This is a genomic window from Vibrio sp. 1F263, from assembly GCF_041439035.1.
Lineage (GTDB): Bacteria > Pseudomonadota > Gammaproteobacteria > Enterobacterales > Vibrionaceae > Vibrio > Vibrio tasmaniensis_A.
In genome coordinates, this window is sequence record NZ_JBGONI010000004.1 from 39641 (window position 1) to 59767 (window position 20127).

At 43.3% G+C, this 20127-nt stretch carries 17 protein-coding genes; 6 read left to right on the forward strand and 11 right to left on the reverse strand.

All coding sequences use genetic code 11. The features are described from left to right. Positions 1-331 precede the first annotated feature (331 nt). Positions 332-1633: an iron-containing alcohol dehydrogenase gene (locus ACED25_RS03820; RefSeq protein ID WP_371694670.1), complete on the forward strand. Its 1302-nt coding sequence runs from the start codon at positions 332-334 to the stop codon at positions 1631-1633. Between the two features lie 119 nt (positions 1634-1752). On the opposite strand, the gene ACED25_RS03825 is transcribed toward ACED25_RS03820, so the two are convergent. From ACED25_RS03825 to ACED25_RS03845, 5 genes are all read right to left on the reverse strand, one after another. Continuing rightward, positions 1753-2607 (reverse strand): MurR/RpiR family transcriptional regulator, encoded by an 855-nt coding sequence (locus ACED25_RS03825; RefSeq protein ID WP_004734686.1) that lies wholly within the window; start codon positions 2605-2607, stop codon positions 1753-1755. A 359-nt stretch (positions 2608-2966) separates the two neighbouring features. Further along, positions 2967-4610: a pyridoxal-dependent aspartate 1-decarboxylase PanP gene (panP, locus tag ACED25_RS03830; protein ID WP_371694671.1), complete on the reverse strand. Its 1644-nt coding sequence runs from the start codon at positions 4608-4610 to the stop codon at positions 2967-2969. Between the two features lie 118 nt (positions 4611-4728). Then, on the reverse strand, positions 4729-5256 hold the full coding sequence (locus ACED25_RS03835) for a hypothetical protein (RefSeq protein WP_009847065.1): 528 nt from the start codon (positions 5254-5256) through the stop codon (positions 4729-4731). 174 nt (positions 5257-5430) lie between these two features. Next, positions 5431-6336, reverse strand: coding sequence for a lysine exporter LysO family protein (locus ACED25_RS03840; protein ID WP_009847064.1), 906 nt, complete (start codon positions 6334-6336; stop codon positions 5431-5433). A 54-nt stretch (positions 6337-6390) separates the two neighbouring features. Continuing rightward, on the reverse strand, positions 6391-7311 hold the full coding sequence (locus ACED25_RS03845; RefSeq protein WP_017096721.1) for an HDOD domain-containing protein: 921 nt from the start codon (positions 7309-7311) through the stop codon (positions 6391-6393). Between the two features lie 355 nt (positions 7312-7666). Between ACED25_RS03845 and ACED25_RS03850 the strand changes: the two genes are divergently transcribed. After that, positions 7667-8248, forward strand: a complete 582-nt coding sequence (locus tag ACED25_RS03850; RefSeq protein ID WP_009847061.1) for a TfoX/Sxy family DNA transformation protein — start codon at positions 7667-7669, stop codon at positions 8246-8248. 125 nt (positions 8249-8373) lie between these two features. Here the strand turns inward: ACED25_RS03850 and ACED25_RS03855 are convergent, their stop codons facing one another. The 3 genes from ACED25_RS03855 to ACED25_RS03865 form a co-directional block, all read right to left on the reverse strand. Beyond that, the gene (locus ACED25_RS03855; RefSeq protein WP_009847060.1) at positions 8374-8928 is read right to left on the reverse strand and encodes a hypothetical protein; all 555 of its coding nucleotides are present in this window, start codon (positions 8926-8928) and stop codon (positions 8374-8376) included. A 377-nt stretch (positions 8929-9305) separates the two neighbouring features. Next, positions 9306-9803, reverse strand: a complete 498-nt coding sequence (locus ACED25_RS03860) for a response regulator (protein ID WP_135442714.1) — start codon at positions 9801-9803, stop codon at positions 9306-9308. Next, a complete protein-coding gene (locus ACED25_RS03865; RefSeq protein ID WP_135383048.1) occupies positions 9796-11739 on the reverse strand; it encodes an ATP-binding protein in 1944 nt (647 codons plus the stop codon). The genes ACED25_RS03860 and ACED25_RS03865 overlap by 8 nt, the downstream gene beginning before the upstream one ends. 183 nt (positions 11740-11922) lie before the next feature. On the opposite strand from ACED25_RS03865, the gene ACED25_RS03870 reads away from it, so the two are divergent. The 3 genes from ACED25_RS03870 to ACED25_RS03880 all read left to right on the forward strand — a co-directional run bounded on the left by ACED25_RS03870 (position 11923) and on the right by ACED25_RS03880 (position 15202). After that, positions 11923-13185 (forward strand): DUF945 family protein, encoded by a 1263-nt coding sequence (locus ACED25_RS03870; protein ID WP_102249848.1) that lies wholly within the window; start codon positions 11923-11925, stop codon positions 13183-13185. Between the two features lie 163 nt (positions 13186-13348). Further along, positions 13349-14443: a 3-phosphoserine/phosphohydroxythreonine transaminase gene (gene serC, locus ACED25_RS03875; RefSeq protein WP_371694672.1), complete on the forward strand. Its 1095-nt coding sequence runs from the start codon at positions 13349-13351 to the stop codon at positions 14441-14443. 66 nt (positions 14444-14509) lie between these two features. Continuing rightward, complete coding sequence (locus ACED25_RS03880; protein WP_029222858.1) at positions 14510-15202, forward strand: MOSC domain-containing protein; 693 nt, start codon at positions 14510-14512, stop codon at positions 15200-15202. A gap of 128 nt (positions 15203-15330) precedes the next feature. Here ACED25_RS03880 and ACED25_RS03885 read toward each other — a convergent pair whose 3' ends face one another. Beyond that, positions 15331-16047 carry a 3'-5' exonuclease gene (locus tag ACED25_RS03885; RefSeq protein ID WP_371694673.1) on the reverse strand — a complete coding sequence of 239 codons (717 nt, stop codon included), beginning with the start codon at positions 16045-16047 and terminating at the stop codon, positions 15331-15333. Between the two features lie 5 nt (positions 16048-16052). Then, positions 16053-17942, reverse strand: a complete 1890-nt coding sequence (locus tag ACED25_RS03890; protein ID WP_009847053.1) for a DUF294 nucleotidyltransferase-like domain-containing protein — start codon at positions 17940-17942, stop codon at positions 16053-16055. A 150-nt stretch (positions 17943-18092) separates the two neighbouring features. Here ACED25_RS03890 and ACED25_RS03895 point away from each other — a divergent pair, with 150 nt between their 5' ends. Then, on the forward strand, positions 18093-18734 hold the full coding sequence (locus tag ACED25_RS03895; RefSeq protein ID WP_102258602.1) for an outer membrane beta-barrel protein: 642 nt from the start codon (positions 18093-18095) through the stop codon (positions 18732-18734). Between the two features lie 122 nt (positions 18735-18856). Here the strand turns inward: ACED25_RS03895 and ACED25_RS03900 are convergent, their stop codons facing one another. Next, the gene (locus ACED25_RS03900; RefSeq protein ID WP_017102666.1) at positions 18857-20047 is read right to left on the reverse strand and encodes an amino acid aminotransferase; all 1191 of its coding nucleotides are present in this window, start codon (positions 20045-20047) and stop codon (positions 18857-18859) included. Positions 20048-20127 lie beyond the last annotated feature (80 nt).

Below are 20127 nucleotides of genomic sequence, written 5' to 3' on the forward strand. Positions count from 1 at the left end.
CTTGTTTATTGGCCACTGTCATCGTGAATTCTCCTCAGTATTAGTATGTGAATTACCCCTAAGATTGCAACTTTAGTCGATATTTAGTGCGACAAGTTGCACCTTGTCAAAAAAATCAAACGCAGAACGAGGCATCCTTTATCTAGGTATGGAACCATATTCTGTAAGCAGTCTGAAGTAATGATGTTTTAGTGCATTCGTATTTGGGGTGCCGGGATTGTGTTGTAAATACGAAAATCAAATTTCAAATTTCAAATGTGAAATCCAAGAGACCAATTTCCTAAAAACCAAGAGTTCGCAGTTTTGTTCGGTCATAGGCGCAGGAGGCACCATGTTTCAATTTATGACATCTACAAAGATCATCTTTGGTGATGGAGCACTCTCCGCTTCATTGTCTCTCTTTAATCAATACGGTTACAGCGTGCTATTGGTGACTGGCAATACATTAGAGCGCACTTCAATAGTCACTGACTATCTCGATGCACAGAGTATGCGCTATCAACACATTGCCGTATCCGGTGAACCTAATATCAAAATGGTTGAGGAGGCTGCTATTTCTGCACGTCGATTTAAGCCAGATATGGTTGTCGCTATGGGGGGCGGTAGCGCCATCGATATGGGTAAAGCGTTAGCCGCGGTTTTACCTAACCAAGGTAGTTTGTATGACTATGTTGAAGTCGTTGGGCGTAATGTCCCTCTTAAAACCAAACCGCCTCCGTTCATTGCGATTCCAACCACAGCGAGTACCGGCGCTGAGGTTACTAAAAATGCGGTGCTGAAATCAGGGCAAGACCAAGTGAAAATCAGCCTTAGAAACCCAGACATGCTGGCTGACGTTGCGATTGTTGACCCAACCCTAACTCATGGTACGAATCTGTATTTATCGGGGCGAGGTGCTATGGACGCATTTACCCATCTAATGGAAGCCTATGTGTGCGGTGAACCGAACCCACTGACTGATATGATCTGTGAAGAAGGCTTACGTAAGCTGAGTGGTTCTGTCATTCAGGCGTGTATCTACGATGAACCTCAAGCGCGTTCTGATCTCGCGTTTTCCTCTATGTTAGGGGGAATAGCGATAACTAACGCCAAACTTGGCGCTGCGCATGGTTTGGCTTCTGCGCTAGGTGGCAAGATATCTGCACCACACAGTGTTATAACAGCGCGCTTAGCGCCATTTGTGATGATGGAGAACATCGCTGTTGCGAAAGAACAGCACAGGAGTGACATCCTAGCGCGTTATCAGCGAATTTCTCAGATAGTGACAGGTAACGTAGAAGCAACAGAGGAAGAGGCAATTTCTTGGTTGTCTGAAGTGTTGGATACGCTCAAGCTTCCAAGTTTACTGGAATTTGGTGTCTGTGAAGCCCAGTTTGATGAGGTGTCTGCCGACGCGCTCAAGTCGGTGGCGATTAAAGGGAACCCTTTACCGCTGAACCAAGAACGACTCGTACATATTCTTCAGCAGGTTTGTGAGAAGTGTGACTGTGGAGGTGAATACCATGAGACAGCCTCGATGAATCAAGGTGCTCAACGTGCCCCAGAACAGGTTACGGAGTCGAGTTTTACCATTATCAACTCTTATGCGTCTGAAAATAATGTAGTAGAGAAAGGTAATAGCTGGACGATCTAATAGCAGAAAGTAGAAAGCACACATAACGAGAAAGCTAAGCTAACGCGGGACAAATAAAAACGGAGCTCTAGGCTCCGTTTTTCAATTGAATTTAATTCTTAAGCTTACATCTTAACAGATTAGAACTGAGAGTACTTTTCGTAACGTGAATCACGAAGTGACTCTTTTACTCGTTTCAGGTTCTCTCGGAAGCCAGAACCACGACGAAGCGTAAAGCCTGTTGCTAACACATCGATAACCGTCATCTGAACAACACGACTTGCCATTGGCATGTAAACGTCAGTGTCTTCCGGTACATCCAATGAGATAGACAGAGAACTCGCTTTATCTAGCGGAGAGTCTTTTGCTGTGATAGCGATAACTGTCGCGCCGTTTTCACGAGCTAAGTTCGCAATCTCTACTTGGCTTTTAGTGCGGCCAGTGTGAGAGATCAGAACAATAACATCGTTATCACTGCAGTTAATGCAGCTCATGCGTTGCATCACGATGTCTTCGAAACAAGTGATTGGGATATTGAAACGAATGAATTTGTTTTGCGCATCTTTGGCTACAGCAGAAGAGGCACCCAGTCCGAAGAACGAAATGCGTTTTGCTTGAGTCAGTAAGTCAACCGCTCGGTTTACTTGCATCGCGTCTAAACTGTTTTTAGCAACATCTAGACAAGCCATAGTTGATTCAAAAATCTTATGCGTGTAAGCATCTGGGCCGTCATCTTCTTCAACATTACGGTTCACGTAAGGTGTACCGTTCGCCAAGCTTTGAGCTAGGTGAAGTTTAAAGTCAGGGAAGCCCTTTGTGTCTAAACGACGACAGAAGCGGTTAACTGTAGGCTCACTCACGTCAGCCATTTTAGCTAAGGTAGCAATGCTAGAATGAATTGCAGTTTGAGGGGAAGCCATGATGACTTCGGCTACCTTACGCTCAGACTTGCTGAAATTTTCCAGGTTTTTTTGTATTTTTTCTAATGTATTCATAGTGTTCACAAGGGTATAGAGAACAACTTGCTAGTTAATATCTTTTACCAGGGGGTATGGCTGAAACAAATATAAGAAAATACAAAACCAAACTTATATTCGGTATTGTAAATTCTACTGCATCAAATAGATATCAAGCTAACTAGCACCATAGAGTCAGTATAAACCCAAGATACTATTCACTAATACAAAAACACGGCATCAATGCTTAAGAATATGACAAACCTCAACAAAATTTTAGAAAACTACAGAATTGGAAGAGGATTAGAGCAAAAAGAATGCAAATTGAGTATGAACTGACAGCTAAGTTACATCAAAAAGAAAGAAATTTTCAATTTAATGCAACTAAAATTGAATGGCTAGGCGTTGATTAGCTTAACCAATTTGGTGATTTTACTCATCAAATTGGGTGCTAGTTTAGAGATTTCACGCTGTTCTTCAAGCACTGAAGAGAGAATATCGTTGCCCGTCAGTGGATTTGCTAATACTACACGGAAAACGATGATTGGCTGATGCGCCCATATTTCGGGGTTTAAGCGCGTTCGCGATACGAAAGACTTGCCCGTTTCACGTTGCTTCTTCTGAATAAACTTGGTCAGTTCATTCAGTAGCTCATTCAGTTCAACACGCTCTGGTGCTTTAGCCTTGAGTAGTGCTGCTTTGACTGATTCAGGCACATAGCGATAGGTCAGTAGGCAAAGCTCAGGCTCTGAAACCAGTTCGAAGTCGTTTTGATCTTTAATCAGGTCAGCAAAGTAGCGCGCTTTATTGATGCTCTGGTCGATTAGCAGTTCATACCCAGGGCGACTGATGATGTGCATTGAGGCGTAGACTAACATTGCCATACCTGAACGAGAGCCTTCTAACGTATGGCTACCTAAGTCTTTTGAGCCTTTGCGAAGGATGTATTGAGCATGATGTTCGATTGCGGTCATCGCATCTGGCTTCTTAAACAAAACCATGCCAGCACCCATAGGGATATAAAGCTGTTTATGTGCATCAATCGTAACTGAATCAGCCAATTCAATACCATCAAGTAGGTGACGATGGTTGTTCGACATTAGAGTCGCACCGCCCCAAGCGGCATCAACATGGAAATGACAATCGGATTCAGCACACACTTCTGCAATGTCTCTTAGAGGGTCGATATTACCGGTTTCGGTTGTACCAGCCACACCAATGACAGCGAAAGGCTTTATCTTATTCTGCTTGAGCTGTTCAATCTTGAGTCTTAGATCGTCAGTACAAATGCGGTTGTCGTTATCCGTTTTAACAGACACTAGACCTTCTTGACCAATACCAAGGACATCCGCTGCTTTTTTCAGAGAGTAGTGACCACGTTCAGAAACCAAGATAGCAAGGCCTTCGTAGCCGTAGTGCTTCATGGCTTTAAACAAGCCTTCTTTTTCCACACCTTTGAACGAACCTTGTGCTTTTAGCGCGTTGTTACGTGCAACCCAAAGCGCTGTTATGTTCGCGATGGTACCGCCAGAACAAAACGCTCCTAAAGAGTGGTTGGCACTGTGCATCCAGCGAGAATAAAATTGGTCGCTATCCTGATATATCAGGCGATGTAACATACCCAGAACTTGACGTTCTAAGGGAGTGAAAGCTTTTGAGGTCTCGATTTTTACTAGATTCTGATTTAGCGCAATCATGATTTTAGACAGCGGCATCAGGAAATAGGGTAGCGCAGACGTCATGTGACCAATAAAACTTGGCGACGACGTATGTACAGAATGAGATACAAGAGAATCGAGGAGATGCTCGGTATGTTCTGAAACAAACTCAGGCAGCTCTGGGATATGAGCATTCGAAAAATCTTTCTCAATCTCACGTAATGGCTTTTCTTCAGCCACAATGTGTTCACGTAAGAATTGATTCAGGTTTCGTGAAAGTTTGTCTTCGATTTGAGTGAGTGTTGAGTCTGGGCCTTCTGGTACTGTAAAGATACGTAGAAGACTGTCAAAGCTAACATCTGCTGTTTTTTGTTCCGTAACCATAGCAAGCGAGTTATTTTTCTTATATTGACGCGAGCGGGATAATCTAAACGAAAACGGGAACAATGTCCCGTCTTAATTATGAAATCCAACTTCCCATAAAAGCATAGTAAATTAAGGGTTATTTACACTTAATCGCTTCTAGTTTGGCGATCGACTGGTTGTAACGCTGCAGTGCTGTATCGATTTGCTTAGGGTGACTAAGCAGCTCAGCAAAGGCGGAACGTAGCTCGTAGTTTTGAGCGTGAGGTGTTGATTGGCGGTCGTCGAACGTTGTTTTCGCAATTCTACCAAGTTCATCATCACGTGTTGATAACGTCTTAATGTCGTGTTGTTCCAGTTGCAGCCAGCCTTCTACCGGTTGCTCTGTTGCCACTTTGCTTGAATCGTTCACAAGGTAGTAGTTTACCGCAGCGCGATTAAGCTCGAAGTGGTGCTTACGACCTTCTAGGAACCACTCGCTTACTTCTGTCAATTCTGGGTATTGCTCAGAAGTTAATGTAGCGAGGTCAGCATACCAACCTAAAGAGGCGTCGATGTACGCATCATATTTTTTTGCTTGGCACTGATTTGTCTCAGACATTGAATCTGCTGCAAAAGAGAAAGTCGAAGTTGAAGCTAGCAGTAATGCGACGCAAAGGCGTTTCATAGCGGTTCCTTTTGTAAGTTTATTCTTTTTATAACGTTGTCGTTACAGATTACCGTGATCATTATTTGTTGAGCAATGACACTTAGTGTCTTTTTATTTCGGTAACTGTATCGGTGTCTTGGGCATCGGTATTCGAGTTGCATTCTAATCTAAAACAAACGCTATTCCTGCGATCTAGTTAGCAAGAGATACAAAGAACAACATCAAAATCGGGACAAGCAAGCTGAGGATAAAGCCACTGACTATGGCGACTGGCACGCACCGAACGCCACCTGTGGTTTGAATGACAGGTAATGTGAAATCCATCGCTGTTGCGCCTGCATAACCAATCGATGTGCATGGGTAGCTCCGGATCAGCACAGGAATAAGTACCAAAGCAACTAACTCTCTTAACAGCTCAAGCATGAAAGAAGCGCCGCCATAAACAGGACCAAAGGCGTCGCCCATCAAGATACCAGCTAAAGAATACCAACCAAACCCTGAAGACATTGCCAAGGCTTTGAACAGAGGGATATCAAGGATATAAGCCGCAATAATACCACCAAGCATTGAGGTGGCGATGATTGCGATTGCGATTACCATACCGTGCTTGTTGAGTAAGATTTGACGAAGTGTTAGTCCGCTATTGCGTAACTGAATGCCAATAAAGAACAGTAGAACAAACAGAATCCATTCACTCGCGGTATCAACCCAATCAAGTCCAATAGGCAGAACTAAACCCGCAATAAGGCCGGAACCGACCACTAAGATGAGTTTGGCAGACTCCATCGCCATAGAAGACAGGGGGAGTTTCTTATTACAGCTGTCTGTCTGGAGTGGCAGTAACTTATCAATAGCAGGTAGCGCCATTAGATTACAAACGCTTAAGCAGACGAAGAAAGTGGCCGTGTATAGAAGAATTGTCTGCAGGTTACTGCCTAGGTTATCGAGTGCGGCTAAGCTAAGTCCCATTAACGCGAGAATCACGTAGATCAACCGCGAAGTAGAGCGGTTGATAAATTCTAGCGTCTGAGCGTTCGAAATTGAAAAAAGATACCCCACGACGAGTGGCGCAAATATAAAGATCATCCCTGTAAACATGCTTTCCCCATTGCATTGACTTCATATTGCATTTACTAGCAATTTAACAGTAACTTAGAAGCCGCTAGTATTGATCACGTCACTTAGCTTTGCATTAAAATCCTGTTTGCTCAAGTTGCTTAATTTATAAAGTACTTCCGCTCCTGTCACGTTTAGTTCTACTTCGTGCTCATCAATGTTCTCATCCTTGTTTCTAAACATCAGTAGGTGGTTAGCTATCCGCGCAATATCAAGGTAAGACACCTCGCGCTCTTCGTGATTATTAATGGTGTTGCTGCACACATCGATAAAGTCGCTGTCGAAACCCCAGCGTCTAAGGACCAACTTACTGGTTGCTGAACATTGGCCTTGGAATATTTGCAGTGCGATGTCGTGATCTAAATAGTTCCCGTTGTCTAGGTAGAGGTGATATTCACTAACCAAACAGAACAAGCCAATGTCTGCAAGTAACCCAACAAGTAGTGACTTTTCATGCTCTAGATAACGGTATTCGGTAGGGGATAGTTCTTTAAATAGGTTAGTGACTAACACCATAGTTGCGGCGAGTTCTTTTGATACAGAAGCGCTCTGAACCAATAGCTCGTTGCACTCTTTACTCAAATTGACGGAATGTTTAAGTTGTTCAATAGCCTGAGCCGTGACAATGTCACGTACTCTCAATATACCAAGACGCGATACGGCCGTCATAACATCGACACAAGTAATATTGCGTCTGTTGAAGACAACTGAGTTAGCAACTCTGATCACGATTGCTGTCAGCCCTGGGTCTTCAAGTAAGCACTCGGCAACTTCGGCGACGCCTGTTGGTTCAAGAGTACATAGCTTTTGAATTTTAAGTACAACCTCAGGAATCGGAGGAAGAGTTATTTTTCCCGCTGAGATGGAATGTCCAACAAGTTGGGCAAACTCGGATTCTAGGCCCTTAAGGAGAAGAGCTTTATTTTGTGGTAGCCAGAAAAATGATAAATGATTCATATTAAGAGTAAGAACATGTATGTCGTACCATTTTACAAGCCGCGATGCTGCGAGGCAATACTCATCGAACCACATAAGCTTTGATAACTTGAACGGGGGTATCACTAAGAATTAAATTCTTGGCGTGATTTGATAGTTTAATGTGATGTAAATCATTAAAAGCAAGGATATTCAACTGATTGATGTGAGCTGCGCCCTGACTTATTTTTCTTTTCGAAGTATCATTTATTTCAAAGGTGACAAACGAAACCATAATATTCACCTAAACATTAAATAGATTTAAAATTTTTCGCATAAAAAGCTGCTTGTCTGGCGATCAACCTAATCGGGGTAATTTGATTAAGGATCAACGGATATGACCGAGACAGCATTTATTAATTACGTGAATCAATTTGGTGAACATCAAAAGCGCTCTATGTTTGGAGGTATTGGCCTCTTTCAAAATGACGCTATGTTCGCTTTGTTGAGTGAAGATTGTGTATTCATTCGAGGTGGGAAGTTATTAGATAAAAAGCTGACGGGGCTAGATTGTGAAAAGTATCGTCACGTAAAAAAGCAGACGACAGCAACCGTGAATTACTACGACATCACGGATCTCTTTACGTCTGAGCATCCTGAATTGGATAGTATTATTCGTACTTCAATCGATAATTCAATTCAGCAGCGTAGCTTCAAAAAATCATCTGCTAGCCGTAGATTAAGGGATTTGCCTAACATGCAACTGACGTTAGAACGCATGGTTAAAAAGGCTGGAGTGGATGATGTTTCAATGTTTATGCAGTTGGGTGCATCTGAAGTGTTTAATAAGGTTCGCGAAGCGTACGGAAACGATGTTGACCTAAAATTACTTTGGAAGTTTGCGGGTGCAATTGATGGTATTCACTGGAAACTATTACAAGAGCCACGCAAGCAGCAATTATTAAAGAGCTGCCACTAAAGATATCGCCTGTATATGCATAAGATTACTGTTTATATATAAAAACCGAGGGATTTCCTCGGTTTTTTGTTTCTATCTAGCCCGTTTTAAAGGCTAAGCCCATATGAAGAGCTTTCTCGTTTTACTTAAAGCTTGAAACGAGTCGTGAACATTAACTGATCACCGTAGAAATCATTGATACGAACTTCTGCACCTAGAGAGAATAGTTCTGTAGAGTGGAAACGCACGTAAGCAGAACCGATCCAATCATCTTTATCATCGATAGAAACGTAACCGCCTTTGCCGCCAACTTCTAGTTGTGGGCCAAGCCATTGACGAACACCAACGTTGAATTCCATACCAACATCAGGAGAGCTTTTCGCTGCTGGTTGAACTATACGAGCTAGCATTTCACCCGTTAGATCTGCCCAGTTGTTAATTGGAGCGTGGAAACCAAGACCTACAGCAGAGTCGTAATCGCCTTCAAATTCTGAATCGATACGCGCTACTGCGTGAGCATTCGGGTGGATTGACTTACTGAACGCACCACCAAATGTAATTGGGCTCGCACCGATACGAGCGTCAAAGTAATCGTAGCTAAAGTTGCTCATTACTTGTGCTTGTTCATTTGGTTGTCCATCGACAGCTAGTGCTTGGCTAGAAGCCAATAGCATAGCGGTAGTAAGTAGAATTTTGCGCATAACGACCGTAAACCTTTATTAGTGTTGATCCCTTTGGTTTGATAAAAAATAGCCAAACCATAAACATTGAGACAGTTTAATCTAACTCGCGGAAAAGTAACCCATAAAAATGCTATTCATTTGTCATTTAGCTAAAAAACAAGCAAGTAAAGTACTGCTCTGTTACAGAGATCTCATGTTTTAGGGTTATTTAACAAAATCTAGTATCCATTCACTTGTTATCGATAACTATTAGATACACTTAATTTACTCGCTGTTATACAAAATACACTTAGTGTCAAAGATGCATCGCGACTAACTAATCGCTATTCATCATCTAATCGCTATTCATCATCTAATCACTATTCAGCAAACAACCTCTATTTACCAACCTATCGCTATTCACCGAAACTAGTTCGCTTGTCTGACATTGATGTCAGTATGCGCTCAGTATCTAAAATGGAAGTCCAGTTTAACAACTGCTTGTCGTTTGCAATGACATAGTCTGTCAGTTGTTGAGTAATCGTGTCTCTAAGTTGATCGCCTTGCCAAGGTTTTGAAATATAAAAATCAAGCGCCGCGTTGTTAATTGCTGTGACGGTATCTTCTAGCCCGGCTTGCCCGGTGAGCAGCAGCTTGCGTGTTGGCTTTGTAGAATCGTGCTGGTTAAGTTCGATAAGAAAATCGATACCCGTTTTGTCCGGCATGATGTGGTCACACAAGATTAAGGCGAGTTTAATACCTTCCTGACCCATTTCTTTAATTACTTGCTTAGCTTCATCGACCGATTCGGCTCCTTCAACAATAAAATTGTCTTCAAATGGTGCTAAATCTTGAAGGACACTGTTGAGAACCTCTGGCTCATCATCGACACATAAAATTAGGTACTTATTCATGAGGTGCTCCTTCTTGTTTGAATGGAAGCCACACTTGCATGTGTGTATGGCTGCCTACCTCAGACTCCACCAAAATAAAACCTTGATGAGCCGAAACGATTTGTTGAGAAATGGATAACCCAATCCCTAAACCGAAGTTGCCTTCTTTTTTGGTCGTGAAGTTTGGGTTGAAAATAGTGTTGATGTCTTCTTTGGCGATACCGTGTCCAGTGTCCGATATTTGCACTACAAGAAACGTGTCGTCACCTTTAGTTTCTTGAGACGTGGTGATAGAGACTTTGCCTCGCTCTGAAAGAGCATCAAGTGCATTAGAGAGAAGGTTGGTCCACACTTGTTGCAGCGAGAGCGACTGGCACAATAGAAGCGGCAAGTCGGTGTCGTAGTGTTTTTCAAGTTGGTGATGTTTGAGCCTGTTTTCAAAGATCACTAACGTATCTTCAAGCCCTTCGTGGATATCTGTGTAGTGGCGGACCTCTTCATCTTCTCGGGCATAGCTTTTTAGGCTTTTGACCATATCGGCAATACGTTTGCTGCAAACTTGAATTGAGCGGATAGAGTTTCCAACATAGTGATAATGCTCTAAGTCATTGAGCAGCTCTTTGCCTGCGACAGGGGAGTCTTTTAAGGTATCTAAAACCGCAGAGTCTTGGCTCAGGTTCAGTCTTACGGCTTTTTTGGCTAGCGCACGATCATCGATAGTAGAGGTGAGGTGCTTTACGAGTTGTCTTTCTTGAGCCGTTGATAGTGGCTTCGCCATTTTTGAATGTGCTAATACATCCGTCCCTTTATTTGATTCTGGGAGTGCCGAGTTCTCGAGTATTTGATCGAGATGTTCAGACAAGGTTTCAATACTTCTCAGTATGGCTGCAATCGGGTTATTTAACTCATGTGCGACACCTGCCACGAGTTGGCCGAGCATCGCCATCTTCTCTTTCTCGATCAATTGTTGATGTGCAGATTCCAACGATTCTAGCGTTTGCTGAAGCTGGATCTTATTGTTGATGCTTCTTTGTAAGCGTCGGTTAAAGTGACGGAGCAGTAGATTGGTAAATAGCGGTAGCAGAGTGTTGTTTGAATGCATCACCTGAGCAAAGCTATCTTTATCCAGTTTGATGACTTGGGTCTGAGTCAGAGTAATCGCAGTAGAAAACGAAGGCTCACCCGTCACGAATGACATCCCTCCGACAATATTGCCCTTAGAGTGACGCACAACTTCGCGTTGCTGCCCCAGTTCATCTTTTTTATAGAGCGCCGCTTCACCTTCAATAATTAACCAAAGAAAGCGATTATCTTCGCCCTCAACCGTCAGCAGATGCTCTGGTGAATAATCACGAATGGCCTTGGTTTTATCATCTTTTGAAAAGACATCCTGCAGAGCACTGACGACACGCTCAGCAAGGGCATTGTCAGAAAGCTGGTGGTAATCGTGAATGAAACCCGATTGGAAAGAGTGAATCTTTTGTTCAATGTGCGCTCTGAGTAAGCGCTGTTGATCCAATGCATCGCTGTAAGAGAGCAGGTTTTCTGAGTCGTATTGGATGACAAAAGACGTTAGCTCTTTTTGCGCTGATTTGAATAGAACCTGATCTTGAACTGGCTTGGTTAGACAGTGGTTGAGCCTGCCTTCATTTACAGCGGTTAGAATGGATTGAATGTCTGACGAAGCGCTGACTAATATCGTTCTTGCGGTATTACTATGGGGCAGCTGTTCGAGTTCAATCAGAAATTGCACGCCATTAAATTCAGAATGATGATGAGTGATCACCAAGGCTACGGTTTGGTTGTGATCATGAATATCTTCTAATGCGTGATGCGCGTCTTCTATGTTCTCGGCAGTATAAATATCGAATACAGAAGCCAACGGAGCCAACTCCGAACGTATTCTTTCAATGCTAACCGGATTATTGTCCAAACAGATAACAGCGTATTGATTCACAGCTCAACCTTAATAGTAGCGACGTCTCTAGCCTAGCAAGAACCGCCTAATAAGGATGAGAGCTAGCCGTTAATTTATTGAGGCAATCGAAGTATCGAGCAATAGACTGATTTAACTCAATGTTTCTTGTTTGCTACTGATGGGTTAGACTAAAAAAAACAGACACGTGTAGAAAGAGAACTCATGGAACAGTTAAGAAAAATTGGTGCAATTGGCGGCGCAATCTCATTGGCACTTTGTTGGCCACTAGCGGTTGGCCAAATTGGACAAAATGCTATTACCGATGGCGTTGCAAAGCTTAACAATTCAAGCATTCAAGCTGAGATCGTGGAATACGATAGAGGTTACTTGTCTTCCAACGTAACCACTCGTTTAACTGTGACGGATGAAAACCTGAAAGAGCAACTTGCGATTGATGGGCTGCCGAGTGAGTTTGTCATCAATAGTGCGGTTAGCCACGGTTTGGTGAGCCTGAATGCACTGTCGACGTTTGATAATACTGATATTCTGCCTCTAACTCTGACAACTAGCACTGAGCTAAACGGCAACACGGACTTTAACTTCGAGTTAAGCCAGTTCAATCATCAAGGTTCTGATGAGAATGGTACGTCGGTATCGATCACGAAATCGAATCTGTCTGGCCATGCGACTGTTTTAGGGCAAGTTGATTACGAGCTTTCAATCCCTTCAGTTCAAATTGATTTTGAAACCGGTGAAGAGGTAACACTGTCAAACCTAAAAGGTGTAGGTTCAGGCCAACAAGCGAAAGGCTACTGGTTAGGTTCTCAGAATTTTACTATCGATAGCTTCTTGGTTACAGACTCTGCAATGCAGCCTTTCATGACCATTGAAAACTCTAAGTACGATTTTGAATCACATCTAGATGAAGCGACTAAGCGTCTGCGCAGCAACCTTAAGCTGGATATCGCAAACATCGAGACCAGTGAAGGCCAGTTGAACAACCTAAACGTCGATTTCGAAATGTCGAAATTGGATAGCGAATCGTTTGAGAAAATCTTTGAGATTTACCAATCTAATCCAGTAATGACGCAAGAAGACGTTGCCGAGATCATTCCATTTATCGATATCCTGTTTGCTAAAGGCTTCGACCTTTCAATGAACAATATGTCGTTAGATCTAGGTAAGGGTCAATTCGAATCTAAGTGGTTAGTGAGCGTACCGGAAGGAACCGAAAACATCAGCAGTAATCCTTCGATGATTGTACCTGCATTAAAGGGTAACGTTCACTCTAGCTTCTCAAATGAGCTTGTTGAAGAGTACCCATTCATCCGTGAAGGTATTGATGAATTGCTTGTGATGGAAATGATCAAGGAAACAGAAAGTGGTTATGAAATCAGCGCTGACTTAGAAAATGGAAACCTAGTGTTCGAAAATGGACAAGAAATTCCATTAATCGCTCTACTTATGCCGGTTTTTGTTCAATAAACAGAACAGGCTTGAATACTGATAGGGTGATTTAGCAGGTTCAGCTTAAACATTTTATACGGTACAAAACAAAAGAGGTCTTAAGACCTCTTTTGTTGTTTTTATGTTGGGTAAAACATGGTATTACTTGCATAGTTATTATTTAGCAGGAGCAATCATCCCCATGGAACTTACATTAGATAACGTATTCAACTTCAGTGCTGGCCCAGCTGCACTGCCTAAACCGGTAATGAAACAAGCGCAGGCGGACTTTATTGATTGGAATGGTTTAGGGACTTCCGTGATGGAAATCAGCCATCGCAGCAAGGAATTTATTCAAGTTGCTGACGAGTCCGAACAGGACCTACGTGATCTTCTGAACATCCCAGACAACTACAAAGTTCTTTTCTGTCAGGGGGGCGCTCGTGCTCAATTCGCTGCTGTTCCTCTAAACCTTTTAGGTGACGCGACGAAAGCGACTTACATTGATGCGGGTTACTGGGCAGAAAGTGCAGTGACTGAAGCGAGCAAATATTGCGAAATCGATGTATTCAACGCCAAGACGTCAATTGATGGCAAAGCAGCGGTTGTTCCAGCTAAAGATTGGAAAATCGACCCGGAAGCGGCGTATGTACATTTCTGTCCAAATGAGACCATCGATGGTATTGAAATCAGTGAGCTTCCTCAAACGGATAAGCCAGTCGTAGCGGATATGTCATCTAACATTCTGTCTCGTAAGATCGATGTGTCTCAGTACGGTGTTATCTACGCTGGCGCTCAAAAGAATATAGGCCCTGCTGGTATTTGCATTGCTATCGTGCGTGATGATCTGCTAGAGCTAGCAAACGACGTATTGCCGAGCATTCTTAACTACAAAGTACTTGCTGAAAAAGACTCAATGTTCAACACACCGCCAACGTATGCTTGGTACCTATCAGGCCTCGTATTCAAGTGGTTGAAAGCTCAAGGTGGTGTTGAAGCGATGGAATTAGTGAACAAAGAGAAAGCTGCGCTGCTTTATAATGCGATTGATAGCTCAGCTTTCTACAGAAACGATGTTCATACAGTAAACCGTTCAAGAATGAACGTGCCATTCCAATTAGCGAAACCAGAGCTAGATGCTAAGTTTTTAGAGTTGGCTGATGCTGCTGGTCTGAAATCACTAAAAGGCCACAGAGCGGTAGGTGGGATGCGAGCATCACTTTACAACGCGATGTCTCTGGAAGGCGTGCAAGTATTAGTCAGCTTCATGAAAGACTTTGAAGAGAAATACGCTTAATTAAGGCGTATTTCACAATAAGAGGAGCGAAAGCTCCTCTTTTTTTACTTGCTGAAAAGGAAGGGTATGAAGAAGTTAGGTACAGTAAACAGTGTTTTGGGCGGTAAGGTTGTTGCTTTTGCTCACGGTACACAGAGTGCTATCAATAAGCAGGTTTTATCTGAGCGCCAATACACCACTGAGCTTGGATTTATTAACGATGAGCAAGGCGACCCTCGCTTTCATGGTGGTATTCAGAAAGCCCTTCATATCTACCCAAGCGAGCACTACTTAATTTGGCAGGAGGAGTTGGGCGACAAAGCAATCTTCCAATCTGAAGGTGCATTTGGTGAGAACATAAGTTCAAGTGGGGTGACTGAAGCTTCCATTTGTTTAAAAGATAAGATTCGAATTGGTTCAACCTTGCTGGAAGTTTCACAAGGTCGTATGCCTTGTTGGAAGCTCAATGTACGATTCGATCAAAATGATATGGCGAAAAGGCTACAAGACACCCTTCGAACTGGCTGGTACTTCCGTGTTTTGGAAGAGGGTGATATCGGCTCCGGCGACGAGATTATCCTGTGTGAAAGACCTTACCCAGAATGGCCGTTAAGCCGGGTTATGGGTGCGGTGTTCACGGGTTGTTTGGATAAACAAGAGCTTAGAGAATTGGCGGAGCTGCCTCTAGTGGAATCTTGGGGCACGCTCGTAGAACGTCGACTTCAAACTGGCGAAGTTGAAGATTGGGAAATGAGATTGGTTGGCCCGACAGCCGAGTAGACTTTCTATTCATGCTTAAAAGACAATCATGCGCAAAACAAAACGCTCACTATCTAGAAGATGTTAGCGTTTTTAGTTCTGAGGTGAGCACTTATTAGTCAGTAACTAACAGCGACTAGTTTATCTAGCTATAACCAGAAATCTTTAACAGGCATATCAGGGCTAAAATGGTGCGCAATCTGTGCTTGTAGAAGCTCCGCTGTCGCAATCGCATCAGTTAACGCATGATGCGGAGTATAGTCAGGCAAGTGGTATCTACGACGGCTCTGACCAAGCCTTACTGACGCAGGCTTCTTACCTTTTAGCTTATTCCATAGGCCGCCGGCCAGTTTGTTTTGGATTTGAGATTCAATCTCGAGCGTGTCGAGGACTGGAAACTCAATTCCTTCACCTAATCTGACCTTCAACGCGTTATCCAAGAAATCACGCTCGATGCGGCGATAATGAACGACTGGGATATGGCCGCCCATTGATTCTAAGATCTCATCTAATACTTCACTTAAGTCTGGCGCATCAATGATGTCGTTGTGAGTGATGCCATGGATAACAACCGAGTCTTCTTCCAATTTCTGCTTTGGTCTCAGGGTCCAGTGCTTGGCTTGTCTTAGGTAGATTCGATTTAGCGTAAACGGAACTAGACCAATGGTAATGATGCCATCTTTGTTTGGGTTTAAACCCGTTGTCTCAAAGTCGACAGCTAAGAAAGTCACTTCTGATAATGGCGTATCAGGTGCAGGAAGAGCCTGGCTATAAAATTGCTTCAAGCGTTCATCTCTCGCTCGTTCGAGCTTCTGAGCAAACTTAAATGGCCAATCAACCGCTGGGGATCTGAATAGTTTGTTCATAGCGCCTACTTAAACTTATTGCTGGCTTGATAACGGAACTTAAGAAAGTTCTGTGCATTGCTTAATATTTGGAATGCATCCTTTAGATTACGTCGCTCGAAGTCAGAAAGGTTCTCTGGCTCAATGTTGTTATCAGGCTCAATGTTGTTGTCGACATCGTGTGCTTGGTGGCGAATACGAACTAAGGAGATAAATTCCATCGCATCTTTCAAGTCTTGAGCTCGACCTTTTGGCAAAATACCTGCGTCGATAATGTCATCTAAACGTTCGAATGAGTTCTTAGAGCGAGATGCGACTGCTAAAGAGTGAACACGGATTAGATCGGCAAGTGGTGCGGTACCACGACGTTTAAGATTGATCGAGTTGTTATGACGACCATCTTTCTCCATTACGAAATCTTTAAAGAAACCCAGAGGCGGTGTTCGGTTGAGTGCGTTACGAGCAAGACACGCCAAGAAACGGTTGTTCTTACGCGCACGTCTTACAATAAAACTATTTAACTGTTCTGCCCATTTTAAGCGGCCATAAACACCATCTAAATCAAAGAAGATAGAGGCGTTCAGTAGTGCTTTCGGGTTTGGATCATCAATCCAATCAGCGAAGCATTCTTCCCATTGTCGACGTGTCATACGCCAAGTTGGGTTAGTGGCCATGATGTCACCGGTACAGTACACATAGCCACATTGGTCTAAGCCATCACAAATGAAGGTCGACAGCTCTTCAAAGTACTTACCGTGCTTTTTCTCATCGTAGGTATCATCAAGAATAATGGCGTTATCTTGGTCAGTAACGAGCAGCTGCTCATCACGCCCCATCGAGCCGAGCGCGAGGAAACAATAAGGGATCGGCGCTTTACCGAGTTTATCTTCGGCTAGTTCAATAATTCGTTGTTTAAAGCTACGGCCAATTACCGACATTGCGGTACCCACCATGTGGGCGTTGGCGTCTTCGTTAACCAAGCGCACAAAGCTGTCTTTTACTTGCTCAGAAAGGACTTTAAGATCTTCGATGCTTTGCTGTTGGAAGATGCTGCTTACCAATAACAGCGAGTTTTGAGATTCGTAACGTACAATATCGGTCGCTTCAATAATACCAATAGGCTTCTTGTCTTTTAGTACTGGTAGGTGATGCACGTTGTAGCGAAGCATGGTCATCATAGCTTCGTAGACATAGGCATTATGATCGAGCGAGATAACCTCTGCTGTCATTACACTTGATACTTCATCCGATGGATCGAGTCCTTCTGCTAAAACTCGGGTACACAGATCACGGTCGGTAATGATGCCAATAACGGGCGTCGAATCGTCTTCATCATCTTCAACAATATCCGGGTCGATGATCAGCAAAGATGAAACATTATCTTGTGCCATCATGGTAGCAGCTTGTTGGATGGTTCGTGTTTTTTCGATCATTGGCGCTTCGCTAGTCAGCAGCGTCTTTACCTTTGACGTGGTTAGATCGTTAGCGTCGTTGCTGTCTGAGTTAGCCTGACGCAGTCGCGCATTATCTTCTACTTCGACAAAGTCAGCGAATGAATCATAGTTGTCGTAGAGTTCTTGGAAAATAGGTTCAGGGATACAGTAGAGTAGGGTGTCTTCTGTTGCTTTTACCGGGAAGCGAACTTTATTGTTGGTGAGTAGCCCCATTTGGCCAAATAAGTGTCCCTCATCCAGCCGGTTATAGAGCTCACCTTTACGACGATAGACTTCTACTTCGCCGCTTCGAACAATGTAAAGGTCGTTAATCTGATCACCAAAGTGAATGATAGGGGTATCTTGGCGGTAATAAGAAATTTCGACGCTACTGGTCACTTTCGCCAACATCTCCTCTGGGAGTTCTGTGAAAGGGGGGTATTGTGCCAGAAAGTTTTGAATCTCTAATAACTCAGCATCCATAATGATCATCCATTGGTTTGTATGATTTCATGGTACAACATTTGATAATATTTTGCCGTCACAAATCAATCTGTGAGCTAAAACCTTTTTAAAGTCTTAGGGATAGACTAATCTTTCAAATAATAGGGTGATAGTTAAAGGATGATAGGAATGACGAAGTGGAAACTTAGTTTAGTGTCTGCAATTTTTATGTTTTCTTCAAGTTCGTGGGCCGAAACTCACCGTGTGGATATTCTGGATTATGACCATATATACGCCACCGCTCATTCGGGAAGTTTGAATGAAGATGCAGGCAGCAATAACAATGCATCATCCTATGGATTAGGTATTAGCTATGCGATAACGGATGATTGGCTATTGTTGGGTGACTACAGTGCTCGTTTCATTCACCCAGATGAATCAACAACTCGAATGGATACCCTTATGCCGGGCATTGGGTACCGTTACAGTATTAAGCGAGATCTAGATATAGTGGCTTACTACCTGCTTGGTATTACTAAGGGGGAAGTCGAAGATAATGGAACTAACATTACTCGCTCGTCAGACACGGAGTTTATCCAAGGGATAAAAGCCGAACTCAACTATGGCTTTGCGAAACGTTGGATTGCTAACGGTAGTGTGCAAGTGAACCGAAGTGACTTGTTTGATGAAGAAATTTACCACGTGGGTTTACGTTATCTCGTGACCAACAAGTTTGCGATTGGTGGCTCTTATCAACACAGAAATGGCGAAGGTAAGATTCGTAGTGAACGCACTAACGAGCTAGGTGTAGAGTTCTTCCTAGAGTATTAGTTAGCGATATATAGACTAAGCGTCTTAAAAACTGACATATAAAGGAGGCAGACACAAAAAAGCCAGCTTAATAGCTGGCTTTTGCATATCTATTGGTCTGCAAGTGCAGGTTTCTTTTTCGATTAAAGAACCGCAGCGATGCCTTTACATAGAGGACCCATATTTGACTTCGTCATGCCCGCTACGCTGATACGGCCAGAACCGACAATGTAGATAGCGAATTCGTCTTTCAGGCGAGTTACTTGCTCTTTGCTTAAACCAGAGAAAGAGAACATGCCGTTTTGGCGCTCTATGAATGTGAAGTCTGCATCAACACCTTCAGATTTCAGTGTCGTTACGAATAGCTCGCGCATCTCTTGGATACGGTCACGCATTTCTGCTACTTCTGCTTCCCATTCAGCACGTAGATCAGCATCACCAAGGATGTGAGTAACGACAGCACTGCCGTGCGCTGGTGGGTTAGAGTAGATAGAACGGATGATGCTCTTAACTTGAGAGAACGCTGTTGTTGCTACGTCTGCAGATTCTGCAACCAGAGTGAATGCACCCACACGCTCGTTGTACAAGCCGAAGTTCTTAGAGAACGAGCTAGCAACAAGAATCTCTTTGTTGTATTGAGCAAAAATGCGCAGGCCAGCTGCATCTTCTTCAACACCTTTAGCAAAACCTTGGTAGGCAAAATCGAATAGAGGAAGCAGTTTCTTCTCAGCAACTAGCTTAGCAAGTACTTCCCACTCTTCAGTTGTTGGGTCGATGCCTGTTGGGTTATGACAGCAGCCGTGAAGAAGAACGATGTCGCCTTCAGAAGCTTTCTCTAGGTCAGCAACCATGCCTGCGAAGTCTTTGTCTTTGGTTTCAGCGTTGTAGTAGCTGTATTGAGCTGTTTCGATACCGGCAGCAGCGAAAACGCCGTTGTGGTTAGCCCAAGTTGGGTTACTGATCCAGATTTTCACGTCACCCAGTTGGCGCTTGATGAATTCACCCGCTACGCGAAGTGCACCTGTACCACCTGGAGCTTGTGCTGTTTTAGCGCGTTGAGACGTTACGATCTCTGCATCTGAACCGAAAAGCAGTTTCTGAACCGCTAGACCGTATTCAGCGGTACCTTCAATCGTTAGGTAAGATTTGGTTTTTTCGTTTTCAAGAAGTGCAGCTTCTGCTTTCTTTACTGTTTTAAGTACTGGCGTTTGACCTTCTTCATTTTTGTAGATGCCAACACCAAGGTTAATTTTCTCTTCACGAGAGTCTTTTTTAAATTCTTCAGTAAGGCCGAGAATAGGATCGGCGGGAGCTGCTAACACTTTTTCAAACATAATCTTCATCCATGTCAATTGAGAGGGAGGTAATAATAACTCCGGTATTTATACCTTTCATACAAGGTTGTTACAACTCA

What these genes read in the sequence shown, in the direction of transcription:
- ACED25_RS03840 (WP_009847064.1), bottom strand. Translation starts at nt 6,336, where the DNA reads ATGTTTACAGGGATGATCTTTATATTTGCGCCACTCGTCGTGGGGTAT.
- ACED25_RS03825 (WP_004734686.1), bottom strand. Translation starts at nt 2,607, where the DNA reads ATGAATACATTAGAAAAAATACAAAAAAACCTGGAAAATTTCAGCAAG.
- ACED25_RS03870 (WP_102249848.1), top strand. Translation starts at nt 11,923, where the DNA reads ATGGAACAGTTAAGAAAAATTGGTGCAATTGGCGGCGCAATCTCATTG.
- ACED25_RS03885 (WP_371694673.1), bottom strand. Translation starts at nt 16,047, where the DNA reads ATGAACAAACTATTCAGATCCCCAGCGGTTGATTGGCCATTTAAGTTT.
- ACED25_RS03855 (WP_009847060.1), bottom strand. Translation starts at nt 8,928, where the DNA reads ATGCGCAAAATTCTACTTACTACCGCTATGCTATTGGCTTCTAGCCAA.
- ACED25_RS03890 (WP_009847053.1), bottom strand. Translation starts at nt 17,942, where the DNA reads ATGGATGCTGAGTTATTAGAGATTCAAAACTTTCTGGCACAATACCCC.
- ACED25_RS03860 (WP_135442714.1), bottom strand. Translation starts at nt 9,803, where the DNA reads ATGAATAAGTACCTAATTTTATGTGTCGATGATGAGCCAGAGGTTCTC.
- ACED25_RS03895 (WP_102258602.1), top strand. Translation starts at nt 18,093, where the DNA reads ATGACGAAGTGGAAACTTAGTTTAGTGTCTGCAATTTTTATGTTTTCT.
- panP (WP_371694671.1), bottom strand. Translation starts at nt 4,610, where the DNA reads ATGGTTACGGAACAAAAAACAGCAGATGTTAGCTTTGACAGTCTTCTA.
- ACED25_RS03880 (WP_029222858.1), top strand. Translation starts at nt 14,510, where the DNA reads ATGAAGAAGTTAGGTACAGTAAACAGTGTTTTGGGCGGTAAGGTTGTT.
- ACED25_RS03900 (WP_017102666.1), bottom strand. Translation starts at nt 20,047, where the DNA reads ATGTTTGAAAAAGTGTTAGCAGCTCCCGCCGATCCTATTCTCGGCCTT.
- ACED25_RS03835 (WP_009847065.1), bottom strand. Translation starts at nt 5,256, where the DNA reads ATGAAACGCCTTTGCGTCGCATTACTGCTAGCTTCAACTTCGACTTTC.
- ACED25_RS03850 (WP_009847061.1), top strand. Translation starts at nt 7,667, where the DNA reads ATGACCGAGACAGCATTTATTAATTACGTGAATCAATTTGGTGAACAT.
- ACED25_RS03820 (WP_371694670.1), top strand. Translation starts at nt 332, where the DNA reads ATGTTTCAATTTATGACATCTACAAAGATCATCTTTGGTGATGGAGCA.
- ACED25_RS03845 (WP_017096721.1), bottom strand. Translation starts at nt 7,311, where the DNA reads ATGAATCATTTATCATTTTTCTGGCTACCACAAAATAAAGCTCTTCTC.
- serC (WP_371694672.1), top strand. Translation starts at nt 13,349, where the DNA reads ATGGAACTTACATTAGATAACGTATTCAACTTCAGTGCTGGCCCAGCT.